The organism is Megasphaera hominis (assembly GCF_014269395.1).
Classification (GTDB): domain Bacteria; phylum Bacillota; class Negativicutes; order Veillonellales; family Megasphaeraceae; genus Megasphaera; species Megasphaera hominis.
Genome location: NZ_JACOGK010000029.1, coordinates 22,202 through 39,565, shown reverse-complemented (window position 1 = coordinate 39,565; position 17,364 = coordinate 22,202). Strand labels below are relative to the sequence as shown.

The 17,364-nt window shown below is 51.9% G+C and carries 14 protein-coding genes; 5 read left to right on the top strand and 9 right to left on the bottom strand.

Features of this window, described 5'->3' with window-relative positions:
- Positions 1 to 480: 480 nt before the first annotated feature.
- The 3 genes from H8J70_RS09685 to H8J70_RS09675 are packed head-to-tail and all read right to left on the bottom strand — an operon-like array spanning position 481 to position 2,756.
- The gene (locus tag H8J70_RS09685) at positions 481 to 1,242 is read right to left on the bottom strand and encodes an HpcH/HpaI aldolase family protein (protein ID WP_186503965.1); all 762 of its coding nucleotides are present in this window, start codon (positions 1,240 to 1,242) and stop codon (positions 481 to 483) included.
- 53 nt (positions 1,243 to 1,295) lie between these two features.
- Positions 1,296 to 2,456, bottom strand: coding sequence for a UxaA family hydrolase (locus tag H8J70_RS09680; protein ID WP_186503963.1), 1,161 nt, complete (start codon positions 2,454 to 2,456; stop codon positions 1,296 to 1,298).
- 15 nt (positions 2,457 to 2,471) lie between these two features.
- Positions 2,472 to 2,756, bottom strand: a complete 285-nt coding sequence (locus tag H8J70_RS09675) for a UxaA family hydrolase (RefSeq protein WP_186503961.1) — start codon at positions 2,754 to 2,756, stop codon at positions 2,472 to 2,474.
- Positions 2,757 to 3,062: 306 nt separating this feature from the next.
- Here H8J70_RS09675 and H8J70_RS09670 point away from each other — a divergent pair, with 306 nt between their 5' ends.
- Positions 3,063 to 4,085, top strand: a complete 1,023-nt coding sequence (locus H8J70_RS09670; protein WP_186503959.1) for a 1-aminocyclopropane-1-carboxylate deaminase/D-cysteine desulfhydrase — start codon at positions 3,063 to 3,065, stop codon at positions 4,083 to 4,085.
- Positions 4,086 to 4,088: 3 nt separating this feature from the next.
- Here the strand turns inward: H8J70_RS09670 and H8J70_RS09665 are convergent, their stop codons facing one another.
- On the bottom strand, positions 4,089 to 5,702 hold the full coding sequence (locus H8J70_RS09665) for a gamma-glutamyltransferase family protein (RefSeq protein WP_246415337.1): 1,614 nt from the start codon (positions 5,700 to 5,702) through the stop codon (positions 4,089 to 4,091).
- A 195-nt stretch (positions 5,703 to 5,897) separates the two neighbouring features.
- Here H8J70_RS09665 and H8J70_RS09660 point away from each other — a divergent pair, with 195 nt between their 5' ends.
- On the top strand, positions 5,898 to 6,875 hold the full coding sequence (locus H8J70_RS09660) for a diacylglycerol/lipid kinase family protein (RefSeq protein WP_186503957.1): 978 nt from the start codon (positions 5,898 to 5,900) through the stop codon (positions 6,873 to 6,875).
- Between the two features lie 21 nt (positions 6,876 to 6,896).
- Here H8J70_RS09660 and rpsR read toward each other — a convergent pair whose 3' ends face one another.
- The 4 genes from rpsR to H8J70_RS09640 all read right to left on the bottom strand — a co-directional run bounded on the left by rpsR (position 6,897) and on the right by H8J70_RS09640 (position 11,829).
- Positions 6,897 to 7,127 carry a 30S ribosomal protein S18 gene (rpsR, locus tag H8J70_RS09655; RefSeq protein ID WP_186503955.1) on the bottom strand — a complete coding sequence of 77 codons (231 nt, stop codon included), beginning with the start codon at positions 7,125 to 7,127 and terminating at the stop codon, positions 6,897 to 6,899.
- Positions 7,128 to 7,171: 44 nt separating this feature from the next.
- Positions 7,172 to 7,633, bottom strand: coding sequence for a single-stranded DNA-binding protein (locus tag H8J70_RS09650; RefSeq protein ID WP_186503953.1), 462 nt, complete (start codon positions 7,631 to 7,633; stop codon positions 7,172 to 7,174).
- 17 nt (positions 7,634 to 7,650) lie between these two features.
- Complete coding sequence (gene rpsF / locus H8J70_RS09645) at positions 7,651 to 7,935, bottom strand: 30S ribosomal protein S6 (protein ID WP_186503951.1); 285 nt, start codon at positions 7,933 to 7,935, stop codon at positions 7,651 to 7,653.
- Positions 7,936 to 8,085: 150 nt separating this feature from the next.
- Positions 8,086 to 11,829: a phosphoribosylformylglycinamidine synthase gene (locus tag H8J70_RS09640; RefSeq protein WP_186503950.1), complete on the bottom strand. Its 3,744-nt coding sequence runs from the start codon at positions 11,827 to 11,829 to the stop codon at positions 8,086 to 8,088.
- Positions 11,830 to 12,040: 211 nt separating this feature from the next.
- On the opposite strand from H8J70_RS09640, the gene H8J70_RS09635 reads away from it, so the two are divergent.
- Entirely contained in the window at positions 12,041 to 12,616 is a 576-nt protein-coding gene (locus H8J70_RS09635) for a xanthine phosphoribosyltransferase (RefSeq protein ID WP_186503949.1), read from the top strand.
- A 65-nt stretch (positions 12,617 to 12,681) separates the two neighbouring features.
- On the top strand, positions 12,682 to 13,293 hold the full coding sequence (locus tag H8J70_RS09630; RefSeq protein WP_186503947.1) for a hypothetical protein: 612 nt from the start codon (positions 12,682 to 12,684) through the stop codon (positions 13,291 to 13,293).
- Positions 13,294 to 13,356: 63 nt separating this feature from the next.
- Here the strand turns inward: H8J70_RS09630 and pepD are convergent, their stop codons facing one another.
- Entirely contained in the window at positions 13,357 to 14,811 is a 1,455-nt protein-coding gene (gene pepD, locus H8J70_RS09625; protein ID WP_186503945.1) for a beta-Ala-His dipeptidase, read from the bottom strand.
- Between the two features lie 256 nt (positions 14,812 to 15,067).
- Between pepD and H8J70_RS09620 the strand changes: the two genes are divergently transcribed.
- On the top strand, positions 15,068 to 17,146 hold the full coding sequence (locus H8J70_RS09620) for an OPT family oligopeptide transporter (RefSeq protein WP_186503943.1): 2,079 nt from the start codon (positions 15,068 to 15,070) through the stop codon (positions 17,144 to 17,146).
- Positions 17,147 to 17,364 lie beyond the last annotated feature (218 nt).

The following is a 17,364-nucleotide window of genomic DNA, read 5'->3' as shown; positions in this document are numbered from 1 at the left end:
ACGTGGCCGCGGATGAACGGATGGTCCGGTACTTCTGCTGCCGGAATCCGCTTACCCTGCAGATATACGACGATATTGCGTTTCTTCAGGCTTTCCTTGTATTCTTTCCCTGTCATCATGATTAACATCTACTCCTTTTATGACGTACTTATTTTCACAAACTTACGATAACGACACGTATTATTCATATATGTGAATGGTGTCGTATATACGAATTACACGTTAATTATACGTGCTTCCTGGGCGAGCGTCAATACATTTACCCGTTTTTCCCAGGGTACTTTAAAAAATAGCAAAGCACAAGAATTCTCCATGTAAAAAACGCATGATTAAACACTTTGTTTTGCTATTCAATTATAATACAGGCGGCGCTTTTTGTCACGAATCTGCACTGCAACGGTATATTATGTGAAAATAAGTGCAAAGGGCCGGCAGGTCCTTTGCACTTATAAACAGGTCATTCCCTATATGTGATTATACTCAGCCTTTGGCAAAGCCATCAGCAGCTTCTTTAAAGCGTTCGTAGAGCTGGCCAATGTCGGAAGAGAAGGAAACGTACTGAACGCCACGGTTCTTCCATTCTACGGCCGTAGCTACGTCATCGCAGAAGAAGCCAACAGCTACGCCTACTTCTTTGGCCTGACGCATGATTTCTTCCATCTGGGCGATAACCTTTGGATGATTTACCTGGCCCGGAATACCTAAGGAAGCAGAAAGGTCATACGGTCCTACAAAGAGGACATCGAAGCCTTTTACCTGCAGGATATCCGGCAATGCCTGTACGCCATCCTGGCCTTCTACCTGGAGGATTACTGCCGTTTCATCGTTGGCTTTACCGAAGAAATCAGCTTTATCGATAGAGCCATATTTACCGGCACGGACATAGCGGTTACAGCCACGGCTGCCGAAGGGAGCGAATTTTGCTGCGCTGACAGCGATTTCAGCTGCTTCCTTGGAGCCAATGTTAGGAATCTGTACGCCGTCGGCGCCGAGATCCAGTGCTTTGTCGATCAGTTCCGGATTGCCTTCATAGACACGGACGATGGACGGAATGTTAGCCAGTTTGCACGCTCTGATCATGTTCAGCGTACTTTCTACAGGAATTTCGCCATGTTCGTTATCGATGATGCAGAAGTCAAAGCCAGCCATGCCGGCTACTTCAGCAACGGCAGGGTAATTCATGTTGATGAAAGGCCCAAATAACTTTTCACCTTTTTTCAAACGTTCTTTAAAAATGCTCATGTGAAAAAACCTCCCGAAAAAAAGTCACATACCGTCTTTAGCGCTACAACCTATTAGGTGTAATTGCAAACACGGGCAATGGCCATTTCCGTATAGCCCAGGGATTCAGCCTTCGACTGTTTGCCGTTGACAACTTCCATGGTCATAGCCAGGAGTTCGTCGCCCTGTTCGCCCAAGGTCTTCTTGCCGTAAATAACCGGGCTGGCATCGTAGTCGATGTTGTCTTCCATGTTTTTGAAGGTCAGTTTGTTGCCAGTGATCTTAATAACCGGAACGAGCGGATTGCCTGTCGGTGTACCACGGCCTGTGGAGAATACGACTACCTGGCAGCCACCGGCAACCATGCCGGCAACGGAGGACGGGTCGTTCCCCGGGGTATCCATGATAACCAAGCCGGTCGTATCGATCTGTTTGCCATAGTCATAGACGGCTTCGATCGTACGATGGCCGCCCTTATGGATGCAGCCCAAGGATTTTTCTTCCAGTGTCGTCAGACCGCCGGCTTTGTTGCCCGGGCTCGGGTTGCCTTCGCGGACTTCTTCACCAACCAGGCGCAGTGCGTCTTCATAGCGGTGTACGATACCGAGGATCTGCTTTTTGACTTCTTCGTTTTTACCACGGCGGGCCAGAATGTGTTCGGCACCGATGAATTCTGTCGTTTCGCTCAAGATGGACGTAGCGCCCAGGTCTACGAGGCGATCGCTCAGTTCACCAATAGTCGGGTTGGCAGCCAGGCCGGAAGTCGGGTCAGAACCACCGCATTCGGTGCCGACGATCAGTTTGCTCATATCGCATTCTTCACGGCGCATCATGCTGGCTTCCTGTACCATTTCTTTGGCATAACGGACGGCTTTGTCGATGGCTTTCAGCGTGCCGCCTTCTTCCTGGATGATAACCTGTTTCAGCGGTTTGTTTGTCCGTTCCTGAATGGCTTTTACAACCAGGTCCATCTGACAGTTTTCGCAGCCCAGCGATACGACAACCGTGCCGTATACGTTCGGGTTAGCAGCGTAGCCTGCTTCGACGTCCATGGTCAGCTGCTGATCAGGCGGTACCTGGGAGCAGCCGTTCTGGTTATTGAAAGTTACAGCTCCGTTAACCTGCGAGGCAATGATTCTCGTTGTATCGGAAGCGCAAACGCTAGCCGGCAGGATCAAAACGTAATTACGTACACCTACGCGTCCATCCGGACGTTTATATCCCCAAAAGTTCATTGTCAGTTCCTCCTCTTAGCCTAAATTTTCACGTACAGCTTTGACGTTGTGTTCATGTACGTGTTCACCCTGCTTGATTTCACGGGCAGCATGGCCAATGTGTTCGCCATATTTGACAACCGGTTCATCTGCAGGAATATCTTTAATTGCGATCTTGTGGTAAATCTGAACATCTTCAATGGCTGTGAATGTGACTGTCTTCTTGTCCATATCGACGTAAGAAACGGTATCACCTTTCTTTACCGGTTCGATAACAACAGCAACGTTGTCTTTGCCGTCGATGATCATGGCATTAATCATAGCTATGAGACCTCTCTTTCTGTACATTAAGTAATTTTATATAGTGCAATCAGACACAATCTAAGGGAAAATACATATAAAATTACGTTTTTTCCCATATCCGTTTGCATATAAGACCTATTGTGTATATACAACCTTTACTTTTTCATTATAGGATTACCATACTAAAATGTCAAACCCCAATTCTTATCTTTTTCATGAGAAAAAGACATCCTTAGGAGATGCTCATTACGCCCGATAATTCCCATAATAATGGGTTTTATGATACAATACAAGGAAAACAGATACCCCACAAGGAGGCCTATCATGCTCATCAATGTTCCTAAAATTACGCTGCTCCAGACGACGCCTACGCCGTTACAATATTTACCCGGTTTATCACAAACGGTACTACGTGAAATGTATATCAAGCGGGACGATCTGACGCCCCTCGGCGGCGGTGGCAATAAGCTGCGCAAGCTGGAATACCTTATTGGCGAAGCCCAGGTCAGCGAAGCGACGACGATCATTACCGTCGGTGGCGTACAGTCCAACCACGCCCGCCTGACAGCCGCTGCGGCAGCCAAGTTTGGCTTGCACTGCATCATCATCTGCCTCGGTGCCGACCCGGGCGAAGTAAGCGCTAATTTGCTCCTCGACGGCATCTTCGGTGCCCGTGTCATCATCAAACAGGACGATGGCCGGGATGCAGACGTACAACTGGCAGAAGCCGTCGAACAGGTCACGCAGGAAGAAGAAAAGAAAGGGGAAACGGTATATTATATCCCCTTTGGCGGCAGCAACGCCTTAGGCATGCTCGGTTATTTTGACTGTGCTGCCGAACTCGATGCCCAGGCCAAGGCCGCCCATCTGGGCCGGGCTACGGTCTACACGGCCGTTGGCAGCATGGGTACCTTTATGGGCCTCTATTGCGGCTTAAAGGCCATCAAATCGACACTAAAGCTGACGGGCATTGCCGTCCTGCCCTTTGAAAAGAAGGAAAAGGAACGGCTGGCCGCGTATTTCCAGGAAGTAAAGGACCTGTACGGGTTCGATTTTGACGATAGCGACATGCATATCGAAACGGGCTATGTCCGGGCCGGCTACAATGAACCGGATGCCGCCGTGCGCCAGGCGATTTACACCATGGCCCGCCAGGAAGGGCTGCTTCTCGACCCCTGCTATACAGGCAAGATGTTTGCCGCCGTCCTCGACATGATCAAGGAACGGAAAATCAAGATGCTGAACCCGGTTATTCTCCTCCACACAGGCGGTCTGCCCGGCCTCTATACGAAGGAACACCGGGAAGAGCTGGCCAAAGAAGTAGCCAGTCAAATTACGCTCCTTTAATGGTTACCAGGCGGCTACGGTACCATCGGCCCGCGGCTCTGTGGCGCCCATGAGGGTGCCTTCGTCGTTGCGCCAAATGATCTGGCCCCGGCCAAAGGGAATGGGGTCAGGCTGAATGGTCACTTCGTGGCCCCGGGCTTTCAGGCCTTCGACAATGGCAGCGGGCACACCCGGTTCGACTTCAATGCGCCGGCCGCCCAGCCACTGCCAGCGTGGCGCATCCAAGGCAGCCTGGGGATTCAGATGGAAATCTATCGTATTCATGAGTACCTGCAGTTGTCCTTGAGGCTGCATGAACGCACCCATGACGCCAAAGGGGCCAATGGCCTGTCCGTTTTGGGACAAAAAGCCCGGAATGATCGTATGATACGATTTTTTACGCGGTCCGACACAGTTGTCACTGTGCGGATTCAACGTAAAGTTATGGCCCCGGTCGCTCAAGGCAATACCGTAGCCAGGAATGACAATACCGGAGCCAAAGCCCGTGTAGTTGCTCTGTATATACGAAACCATGTTGCCTTCTCCGTCGGCCGTACAAAGATATACCGTACCGCCACAATTTGGGTCGACCGGCTTCGGCCGCAGGGCAGCCTGGCCTATTTCGCTGCGCCGTTTGGCAGCGTACGCTTCAGAGAGCCAGTACTCTACAGAGGTCTGCATAAAGCGCGGGTCGGCAATATATTCCTTACCGTCTACAAAAGCCAGCTTCATGGCTTCGATCTGGCGGTGGAAGGTCTCTACAGAATCACGCTGTGCAAAGTCCAGACCCCGGGCTATATTGAGGGCCATGAGGACGACCAGTCCGTGGCCGTTAGGCGGTATTTCCCAAACATCGTAGCCACGGTAGGACGTATGGATCGGTTCTACCCACTGGGGCTTATATTCCTTTAGGTCAGCCAGGCGCAGATAGCCGCCTGTCTTTTTTGCCCACGCGTCCATAGCCTCAGCCATTTCGCCTTCATAAAAATCACGGCACCGGCTCTGGGCAAGCAAACGCAGGGAACGGGCATGATCCGGCAGCTTCAGGATCTGCCCGGCTTTGAGGGCCTTTCCCTTAGGATAAAAGGTGGAAAAAAGCCCTTGAAACGCTTCTTCTGTGCGATAGGGAGCAAAACTCGTCTCCCCTTCGGCAAACATGCACGCCAGGTTGGGCATGACGGCATAGCCCTCTGCTGCATAGGCAATAGCCGGTTCAAAGAGGTCGGCAAAGGGCAGCCTGCCAAAGCGGCCATGGAGCTCTGCCCAGGCTGCCGGCGCCCCCGGTACCATAACGGGCGTCCAGCCGCGCAAGGGCATTTCCTTCAGGCCCCGGGCCTGTAAGGCTTCCCACGTCAATCTTTCCGGTGACCAGCCGCTGCCGTTCAGGCCGTAGAGCTTGCCGCCCGTCCAGACCAGGGCAAAGGCATCGCTGCCCAAGCCGTTACTCGTTGGTTCTAACACCGTCAGGGCTATGGCTGTCGCCAGGGCGGCATCGATGGCATTGCCACCGCGCTTGAGCATGTCCAGGCCGGCCTGGGCTGCCAGAGTTTGGGACGTACACACCATACCGCGCCGGCTATAGACAACTTCCCGCCGCGACGGATAGGGATACTGCTGTGCATCAAAAGACAAGGTCATAAAAACACATCCTTTCGTCTCTTAGTATAGGTTTATCTTACCACATTCTTTAAGGACGGTCAGCAGGCCTGGCCGGACAACGCAAAAAAAACGCAGGCAGACTCTTCCCTGCTTGCTGCTTTGCGTCTATAATAGTACAGTCTAAGTTTTTAATGCAGATCATGCCTGCAGCAACGTAGTAAAGGGGGAATTTTCATGAGTCGGTGTTTGTTGATTGTTAACCCGACAGCAGGCCGTGAACGCGCCAAATATTATAAACAGCCTTTGAAAGACCAGTTGGATACCATGTACGACGAAGTAGAAATGCGTATTACCAATGGTCCCGGTGATGCCACCGATTGGGCCCGCGAAGCCTCGCTCACAGGCTACGATGCCGTCTTTTGCATGGGCGGTGACGGTACGCTGAACGAGACGGTAAACGGTCTGGCCCAGGCTGGGCGCACGTCCCTCACCTTCGGTTTCGTTCCTTTGGGTACAGTCAATGATTTGGGCCGGGCCCTGCACATGCCCTTGCACCCGGAAGCAGCTATTGCCGGCTTAAAGAAGCCTCATTACCAAAAGGTCGATATTGGCCGCGTCAATGACCATTACTTTGTCAACACCATTGCTGCCGGCTTCATGCCCGAAGCGGTAGGCGCCGTTTCCATCGAGCAGAAAACGCGCCTCGGTCCTCTGGCGTATTTTCTTACTGGCTTAAAAGCCCTGCAAAATCACGAAACGTACCTCTTCAAAATAGAGAGCGATAACGGCGTTTATATTTACCGCTCGCCCTTGATTGTCCTCATGCTGACCGATTCAGTCGGCAGTTTCCGCAATATTGCCCCGGCAGCCCAGGTAGATGACGGCAAGCTTTGGCTCGGCATTTTCAAGGATTTTACCTATCTCGATCTGTTGCGGGCCATACCGGAATTTATGGCCGGAACGCCCCTCAGTTCGGAATACATGAGCCTCACTACGGCGACGCACGTAAATATTACCTTAGTAGAAGGCAGTCTGACAACGAATATGGATGGTGACCAGGGTCCGGATTTTCCTCTCGATATCGAGGTCATTCCGTCCTTTCTCAACGTATGCGTCCCCTCCCAGCCCCACCACGCCATGAACTTCCTTCCCTATGGCAAGCCCCATTTGCCTAGTCCCAAAAAAATCATAAAAAAAATACCGCACGAATAATCGTGCGGTATTTTTATTTGATTAGTCTGCCGTATACGGAAGCAAAGCAATAGCTCTGGCACGTTTGATGGCGATGGTCAGCTTACGCTGATGTTTTGCGCAAACACCGGAAATGCGGCGCGGCAAAATTTTACCACGTTCCGTCGTGAAACGGCGGAGCTTTGCAACGTCTTTGTAATCGATCTGTTCAGCATGATCTACGCAGAAGCTGCATACTTTTCTTCTCGGTTTTCTCGAGCGATCTCTTCTCATTGTATATCCTCCTTATTAAAATGTAATAAGGGATGTGTTTGACTTTAGAACGGGATATCGTCATCGGGAGCGCTGGAGCCCATGCTGTCAAAGCCAGCTCCCGGTGCAGCTGCCTTCGGCTGCTGCGCGCCTGCCTGCGGTGCGCCATACGACGGTGCCGCAGGGCCATTGCCCTGGTGTTCCGAACCCATTGTCTGTGCTACAAAATTGGCTACGACTTCCGTTACGTACCGTTTCTGGCCGTCTGGCGTTTCATACGAACGCGTAGAATAACGGCCTTCTACGAAAACACGGCTGCCTTTGGCCAGGTTATTGCCACAGGTTTCTGCCAAATTTCCCCATGCAACACAAGGAACAAAATCAGTTATTTCCCGCGGTTCCTGAGCACCATACGGAATGTAGGTATTGGTGCACGCTACGGTGAATCTGGCCATAGCACGGCCAGTTTTCGTAAAACGGATTTCAGGATCACGAGCCAAATTACCTAATAATTGTACTGAATTCATACCTCTGCGCCTCCGTATTATTCTTCGATCTTAATAATTAAGTGTTTCAGGATAGGTTCCTGGATCTTCATAACACGGTCGATTTCTTTGATGACATCAGCTTCAGCATCAAAGTTAATCAATACATAGTAGCCGTCGGCCTGTTTCTTTACCGGGTAGGCTAAGTGGCGTTTGCCCCAGCGATCAACCTTTTCAATTTTGCCGCCGTTTTTCGTGATCAGGTTGCTGACAAATTCAGCGATCGGATCTACTTCCGCTTCTTCGAGCGGCTGTGCGATAAACATGACTTCGTACTTATTCACGAAATCACCTCCTCTTCTGGACTATGGCCCTTCTTCTCAAAAGGGCAAGGGTATGCTTAAAAAATCAAGCTCATTAATTATATCACAGCAAGACCTGCCTGGCAAGGGACTTTATGAGGAAATCCCTTGCCGGCACGGTCCCTGAGAGAGTTATTTAAAATAGGCTACGCCGGCAGCAAAGAGGGGCTGTAACTTATTGCCGCTGATATTTTCAAAAATATCGCTATTGCTGAAGCGTTCTGTATGGGCCATCTTGCCGAGAACGCGGCCATCCGGGCTGGTAATACCTTCGACAGCCATGATGGACTGGTTCGGGTTGTATTCGCTGTCGTTCGACGCATTGCCGCTGAGATCGACGTACTGCGTAGCGATCTGGCCTTTGGCAGCCAGCTCGCGGATCTGTTCCGGCGTGGCGACAAAACGGCCTTCGCCGTGGGAAATGGCGATGGTGTGAACGTCGCCGGCTTTCATGTTGCTGAACCACGGGCTCATGACGGAAACGACCTTCGTATTGACCATCCGCGACAGGTGACGGCCAATCGTATTGTACGTCAGGGTCGGGCTGTCCGGACGCAAAGGCTGAATCTGGCCGTACGGCAGAAGGCCCAGTTTGATCAAGGCCTGGAAGCCATTGCAAACACCGAGAGCCAGGCCATCGCGCTGGTACAGGAGATCATTTAAGGCGTCGCGCAGGGCCGGGCTGCGGAAGAGGGTGGCAATAAACTTGCCCGAGCCTTCCGGTTCGTCACCGGCACTGAAGCCGCCGGGGAACATGATGATCTGGGCCTTGGCAATGCGCTTGGCCATTTCAGCGATAGATTCGGCCAGCGCCTGCGGCGTTTCATTGCGCAGGACCATGATTTCTGCTGTAGCCCCGGCCCGTTCAAAGGCAGCTGCCGAATCGTATTCGCAGTTCGTGCCCGGGCAAACCGGGATAAAGACGTGCGGCTGGCCAAAGGACGCAGCCCGTTTGGGGCCGTACGTCGTATAAAGGGGCAGGGCCGGGTCGTCTGCAGCGCTTTCGCTCTTAATGGGGAAAATCTTATTGAGTGGTTCTTCCCAGGCGGCCTGCAGGTCAGAAAGGGAAAGGGTGACAGCGCCGGCCCGGATCGTTTCTTCTGCCGTTACGGTGCCGATGAGGCGTACGTTTTCTGCCTGTGCCCAGAGGGCTGCCGTAGGCGCATCTGTTTCCGCAAGAATAGCACCATAGCGCAGGTCGAAGAGTTCCTGTGCCGTCACGTCGTCTGCCACAGCAAAGCCCAGGCGGTTACCAAAGGCCATCTGTGCCAGAGCTGCACCCATACCGCCCTGGCCCACAGCGTGCATAGCTTTTACTTTGCCATGCAATACGGCTGCGTGGAGGAAGTCGCAATGGCTGCGGAAGACGTCGAAATCAGGCATATCTTCCGTATTCCGGGGCAGATCAAAGAGAACGACAGCATCGCCGGCCGTCTTAAATTCCGGCGAAACGATGTGATTCGTCTTTTCCGGTACGATGGCAAAGGAAACGAGTGTCGGCGGTACGGTCAGGTTTTCAAAGGTACCGCTCATGCTGTCTTTACCGCCAATAGCGGCAATCTGCAATTCCTTTTGTGCCACATAGGCGCCGAGGAGGGCGCTGACCGGCTGGCCCCAGGCTTTTTCATTCGTGCCCAGGCTCTGGAAGAATTCCTGTAACGTCAGGTAGGCCTGACGGCGGTCGCCGCCGAGAGCTACTAATTTAGCGACAGACTGGATGACCGCGTAGAGAGCGCCGTGGAAGGGACTCCAAACGGCGAGATCCGGATCGTAGCCGTGCGTAAAGATGCTAGCCGTCGTCGTCTTGCTGCCCGGTACGGGAATCTTGGCAACCATGCCTTCTACAGGTGTCTTCTGGTATTTGCCGCCAAAGGGTATGAGGACGGTCCGCGAGCCGATGGTGCTGTCAAAGCGTTCGGCCAGGCCCTGTTCAGAGGCAATATTGAGAGTGCTCATGGTGTGGAGCCACGTTTCTTTCAGGTCGGTCACGGCCGGGGCCTTGAAGAAATCTTTATTTTCCGGTGCTGTAACGACAGCCTTGCGCTGCTGTGTCACACCGTTCGTATCGAGGAAAGCCCGTGTCAGGTTGACGACGGTCTGATTGCGCCAATGCATAATCAGCCGTTTCGTATCCGTGGCTACGGCAACGATGGTAGCTTCCAGGTTTTCTTCAGCTGCGTATTTCATGAATTCATCTACGTGTTCCGGTGCGACGACGACAGCCATGCGTTCCTGCGATTCGGAAATGGCTAGTTCTGTGCCATCCAGGCCTTCGTATTTCTTCGGTACCTTATCGAGGTCGATGTTGAGGCCGTCTGTCAATTCGCCAATGGCAACGGAAACACCGCCGGCACCGAAATCGTTGCAGCGTTTAATGAGCACCGTGACTTCATGGCGGCGGAAGAGGCGCTGGATTTTCCGTTCCGTCAGGGCATTGCCCTTCTGTACTTCTGCGCCACACGTTTCCAAGGATGATACGGTGTGCTTCTTGGAAGAGCCCGTAGCACCACCCATGCCGTCGCGGCCGGTTTTACCCCCTAAGAGGATGATGATATCGCCCGCTACGGGAGCTTCACGAATAACATTGCAGCGCGGTGCTGCGCCGAGGACGGCGCCGATTTCCATACGCTTGGCAATGAAACCCGGATGATAGTATTCTTTGACTTCACCTGTAGCCAGGCCGATCTGGTTACCATAGGAGCTGTAGCCCTTGGCAGCCCCTGTAGTCAGCGTGCGCTGCGGCAGCTTGCCAGGCAGCGTGTCCTGTACGGACTGGCGCGGATCACCGGCACCGGTAACGCGCATGGCCTGATAGACGTAAGAACGGCCGCTCAAGGGGTCGCGGATACAGCCGCCTAAGCAGGTAGCGGCACCGCCAAAGGGTTCGATTTCTGTCGGGTGGTTATGGGTTTCGTTCTTAAAGAGAAGGAGCCATTCTTCTTCTTTGCCATCGACATCGACGGGAATGATAATCGTGCAGGCGTTAATTTCTTCCGATGCGTCAAGATTTTCCAGCTTGCCTGCTGCTTTTAATTCTTTTACGGCAATAGTAGCCATATCCATGAGGGTCTGTGGCTTTTTACGCTGCAGCGCTGCCCGCGTCGTCTTATAGGCTTCATAGGCCCGCTGGATAGGCAGGGTATACGTTCCATCTTCGAAGGTCACATCTGTCAGTTCGGTCATGAAGGTCGTGTGGCGGCAATGATCGGACCAGTACGTATCGATTACGCGGATTTCCGTTACCGTCGGGTTGCGTTTTTCTTCATCCCGGAAGTAGGTCTGGCAGAACTTCAGGTCGTCAAAGCTCATGGCCAGGCCCATGCGGGCCGAGAGATCGCGCAGATCCTGATCGCTGGCACTGTTGAAATCCGTCAGAACGGCTACGTCGTCCGGCTGTTCCCAGGCCAGGTCCAGGCTGGTTACCGGATCAAGCGATGCTTCCCGTGCTTCTACAGGGTTGATGCAGTAATGTTTGATAGCCTGCAGATCTGCTGCGGATAAGGTGCCCGAAAGGACGATGACCTGAGCCGTGCGGACAGCACTGTCGTTAGCCATGGTCAGCATCTGCAGGCACTGCATGGCCGAATCGGCACGCTGGTCATACTGGCCGGGCAGGTATTCAATGGCCAGTACCGTGTCATCTGCACGGGCCGGCAACTCATCATATACGGCATCGACAGGGGGTTCAGAGAAAATCATATTTTTAGCTGCTTCGAAAGCGGCATCATCCAGACCACCTACGTCATACCGATGAAAAATCTTAATATCGGTCAGACCGGAAATAAGCAGGTTTTTCTTCAAATCATTGAGCATCCGTTGTGCGTCCTGGGCAAACGGATCCTTTTTAGCAACATACAAACGGCGAATGGGTTGCATTCAATGAACCTCCTTAAAAGACAGATAATTAACAGTCATACAATTTTAGTATACCTGTTTTACCTGCAGAAGTAAACGAAAAATTACCTGTAAACCGCAAGAACAGGCGCTATAACAATAAGTATAAAAGAAAAAATCCGGTAAAAAAAGAAAGTTGACTTCATGCATAAAACGTATTAGACTGAAAGTATTAATTATTAGGAGGATCCCCATGGAAGAACTGAAAAACCGTATATTGCAGGATGGTTTAATCATCGACAACCGCATTCTGAAGGTTGATAATTTCCTGAATCAACAAATTGATCCTGCACTTGTACTCAACATGGGCCGCGAATTTGCCAAGCGCTTTGCAGACTGCCCTATTGACCGGATCGTGACGATTGAATCTTCAGGTATTGCCATCGCCTTGGCTGCATCCCTGGCCATGGGCAACCTGCCCGTCGTCTTTGCCCGTAAAAAGAAGTCCCTGCTCATGCAGGACGCCGTGTATACCGCTTCGATCTATTCGTATACAAAGGAAGAAACGTATGTGGCCAGTATCAGCAAATCCTACCTGCACGCCGGCGAACGCGTGCTGATCATCGATGACTTTCTGGCCAGCGGTGCCGCTGCTGTCGGTCTCGTAGATATCATTACCCAGGCCGGCTGTTCTCTCGCCGGTATTGGCATTGTCATCGAAAAATCCTTCCAGCCCGGCCGCAGCCGTTTGGAAGCTTTGGGCTATCGCGTAGAATCGCTGGCCCGCATTGCTGAATTCCGCGATAACAAACCGGTCTTTAAAGAGTAATAGTACGGGTATAATACATATAATAATAACTGCCTGCCTTCTTTGTAACCCTCAGGAGTTTTACTATGAGATCCCAATTTTTTGATGGTTTCGATTTTTCCGAATACAAATACAGCATCGTCGCCATAGAGCACGTAGACGAGCTTTTCAAGATCGAAAAGTATGGCCTGCACCCGGTCATTTACGATGAATCATGTCTGCGCGGTTACGCCTGTATTTTCGGCGTTACAGACGAAAAGAAGCTGGCCCTGCACAAGCTCTTCACCAACAACAACGGACGCCCGGCACCGGCCATTGACGGCGTCATGCCTACGGCCTTCCATTCCCCTGCTGGCGACCTGCGCTATGATCTGGAACATGAAATCCCCTATACGGGATCGATTCTGATTGCCCACGGCTTCATTCAGAAGTTCTTCGTTCCCTTTGGCTTTCAGATTCCCCATGCGTTTCGCAAGGTCTATGAGCTGACCTTTTACGAAGGCCTTTTCGTACACGTAGCCGACCGGTCGGACGAAGCGCGGCAGCTGCGTATTGAATACGAAGAGCCCATGCCGGCGGCAAAAAAAATGCAGCTCCGTGTAGCCCATTGGTTTAATAAACCGGAGGAATACGGTTTTGACGACGAAACCATTGCCCAGTACATGGACTTGAGCTATGATACAAAATATTTATTTTAACTACATGCTAAAAAAGCGTTTGGGACTGATCCCAAACGCTTTTTTAGTGCCTGTAAGGGGCACTTATTTTTCTGTTGCCAATACGGCCAGCGTGCCGGCAATGACTTTTGTAATATCAGCCACCGTATCGAGATCTACCGATTCATCGGCACTGTGGATAGCGTTGGTCGTCGGGCCGACGGAAACGATATCGAGATCGGGATTCATGGCGAAGAAATAGCCCGTTTCCAACCCGCCGTGGATCGCTTCTACACGCGGTGCATGCCCCAGTTCCTGTTCATAGACCTTGGCCATAGCCGGTGTGAGGACGCTGTGTGTATTTTCGACCCAGGCCGGAGACGGCGCCGTAGCGGCAAAGTCAAAGCCCGTAACGTCAGCAAAGACCGGCAGGGAAACGAAGAATTCCCGCAGCCGCGCGTCCGAAGAGGAACGGGGGAAATACTGGATCGTTACCATATCGTCAGCCAACTGAATGGTGCCGATATTGGCAGACAGGTCCGGCAATTCATGTAAATGACGGTTCATGGCAAAGACACCTGTATGGAGCAGGTTCAGAAGCTGTACGATGGCTTTCGTATCAGCCGGAGAAACGGTCTGTTCCGGAAGGGCTGCCGGTTCTGCCGTTAAGGAAATCGACGTTTCAATATCCGTATAGACCAGTTTGTGATCAGCAGCGCCAGCAGCCAATATGTCCTGTGCCTTTTCTACCTGGTCTGCAGGGAGGACGATGACAGCCTGGGCGTGGGACGGAATGGCATTGGCTGCATCGCCGCCGTCAAAGGCAGCAAGGGTATAGGCAATGCCTGCCTGGGCGAGACGCTGTAAGCCGATAGCAATCGCTTTAATAGCATTGCTCTTGCCTTCGTTGATCGTTTCGCCGGAATGACCGCCAATGAAGCCCGCCGCTTTCAGCACAAGGGCAGCCTGGCCGTCTGCCTTCTGCCGCGACAGCTGACGCGTAAAGGTAGCGTGGGAGCTGCCGGCCGAAGCGACGCACAGGGCTTCGATCGATTCGGAGTCGATGTTGATGATATAGCGTACATCCTGTACATGTGCCGGATCGAGATGGGTGGCACCGGTCATGCTCACTTCTTCATCGACCGTGAAGACCAGGCGCAGAGGCCCATGAACGATGGGCTGCTGAATAAGGAAGAGGGAAATAGCAATGGCCATGCCGTCGTCAGCGCCCAGGCTGGTGCCATCGGCCGACAAGATATTGCCATCCCGTTTGAGGACGATTTCATCCGTAAGGGGATCATAGGTACGATCCGGTTTTGCTACACAGACCATATCCATATGGCCCTGAAGCATCGTCACGGGAGCTGCTTCATAGCCCGGTGTTGCCGGAATATCGGCAATGACATTATAGACGCCATCCTGCTTGGCCGTAATGCCTAAGGCGGCCAAACGGCTTACGATATAATCGCTGACCGCTTTTTCGTGATACGATTTGCGGGGATGCTTTGCCAGTCCGGCAAATTCCTGTAAGACCCCTTCTATAATTGCTTTGTTTTCCATGGAAAAACCTCCTTCGTCTAGACGATTTTCTGTTTTTTATTATAACACGTATTCTTTTAACTGGCATTAGGCCGTATCACTTGTCTTACAGTCTATACTGCATAAAAAAATAAGTTTAAAGTGAATATAATCATCATACCCTATATTAATGTCATATATGACGAAAAGGAAAAAATAGAGTATACTGTGAATGGTAACAAATCTATGGTGCGTAGACATATCGTACCGGAATTTTTTATTTTAGGGAGGTCTGATTATGAAAAAATCCTCTAATCTGACTGCCACATACCCGACACTACCGGAATTGACCTTCCGCGGCATGTTCCTAGGCATGCTGATCACGGTCATTTTTACGGCATCCAACGTGTATCTGGGTCTGAAAGTCGGTTTGACGTTCTCCTCGTCCATTCCGGCCGCAGTCATCTCAATGGCCATCCTGCGTATGTTCAAGAATTCCAATATTTTGGAAAATAACATGGTTCAAACGCAGGCTTCCGCTGCTGGCACCTTGTCAGCCATTATCTTTATTCTGCCAGGTTTGCTCATGATCGGGTACTGGCAGGGATTTCCGTTCTGGCAAACCCTGCTCTTATGTGCCTGTGGCGGTTCTTTAGGCGTACTGTTTACGATTCCCTTACGCCGGGCAATGGTCGTCAACAGCGACCTGCCGTACCCTGAAGGCCGGGCAGCTGCAGAAATCTTAAAAGTCGGCAGCGAAATTCGTAAAGAAGAAGCAGAAGGCGAAGATACGTCCAAAAAGGAAACGGGCATGAAAGACATCGTCTTTGGTACCGCCCTGGCCGGTATTTTCAGCTTTTGCTCCAACGGCCTGCACATCGCTTCGTCTGAAGTCAGCCACTGGATTCATATCGGCAAAGCCGTTACCCAGATCCCGATGGGCTTTTCCATGGCTCTTCTCGGTGCCGGTTACCTCATCGGTATTACCAGCGGTATTGCCATCCTGTGTGGTACGCTCTTGGCCTGGGTCGTCTTCGTCCCCTACCTGACGTCGGTTATTTCCCCGGCTGATGGCCAGAGTGCCGCTGCCTTTGCGCATATGATCTGGGCACAAAAGGTTCGCTTTATCGGTGCCGGCTGCATCGGTATTGCCGCCATTTGGACACTGATCAAGCTGGCAAAACCGGTTGTCGATGGCATTAAAATGTCCATCGCCGCCATCCGTTCCAACGATACGGAAGAAAAACAGGCTCTCCACCATACGGATATTGATATATCCCCGAAATCCGTCGGCATCGTTTTCCTGATCATCCTGGCCGGCCTGTTCGTTGCGTTCTACACCTTTGTCAGCGCCGCTAACCTGCCCTTTTCGGTTACCATTACGTACATCGTCGTCGGCATTCTCGTCGCCGTACTCATGGGCTTCTTCGTAGCTGCAGCCTGCGGCTATATGGCCGGCTTAATCGGTACCTCGGCCAGCCCGATTTCCGGGATCGGCATCTTGGGCATCATCGTTTCGTCCCTGGTTGTCCTGGCTCTCAGCACCTCCTTCGGTGTATTTGATCTGCCCGGTGGTACAGACTTTGCCACGGCATTAGCAATCTTCATCACTGCCGTCATCGTCAGCATCGCTGCTATTTCCAACGATAACCTGCAGGATTTAAAAACAGGCTATATCGTCGGTGCCACACCGTGGAAACAGCAGGTCGCTTTGATCCTCGGTTCCGTCATCGGTGCCTTTGCTATCGCCCCGGTACTGAACCTCCTCTATCAGGCCTATGGTTTCACGGGCGCCCTGCCCCGCGCCGGCATGGATCCGTCTCAGGCACTGGCTGCTCCGCAGGCAACCTTGATGACAACCATCGCCCAGGGCATCTTCTCTTCCAGCCTGGACTGGAATTATATTCTCTTCGGTATCGGCATTGGCGTCGTCGTCATCATCATCGACGCCCTCCTTACGAGCCATACAACGGCTCTGGCCTTACCGCCTCTGGCTGTCGGCATGGGTATTTATCTGCCGCCAACACTGGAAATTCCCCTGGTTATCGGCTCTGTTATGGGCTGGCTCGTTCACCGTCATCTGCGTCAGCGTGCAGAACGCCGCAGCCCTGACCATGTAGAAGAAGACGTTGAAGCTTGTAATCATCGCGGCGTACTCCTCGCTTCCGGCCTGATCGTTGGCGAAAGCCTCGTCGGCGTTATCATCGCTTTGATCATCGTCGTTTCCGTTACTTCCGGCGGCAGCGAAAATCCGCTGGCTTTGGTCGGTAAAGACTTCGAATCCATCGCCGATGTGATTGGTCTCCTGGCCTTCGTCGGCACGATGTTCCTCTTTATCCGTCACATTATCATTACGAAGTTCACACCGGAAAAATAGGAACTCAGATAAATAAAAATGAGTAGAAGATTAAAATTTCATTAAAAATCACCAAAACAGGCACTAAATTAAAGGATTTAGTGCCTGTTTTTCTTGTATAATTATGTGTTTACGCCAGCCAAAAAATTTTAACCGCCAGGAAAAAGGTATCCTGCCGCATGACAGCCAGCCTGAATCCTAAGCGAAACGACAACTGGCTGCACAATAATGGGCCCTAT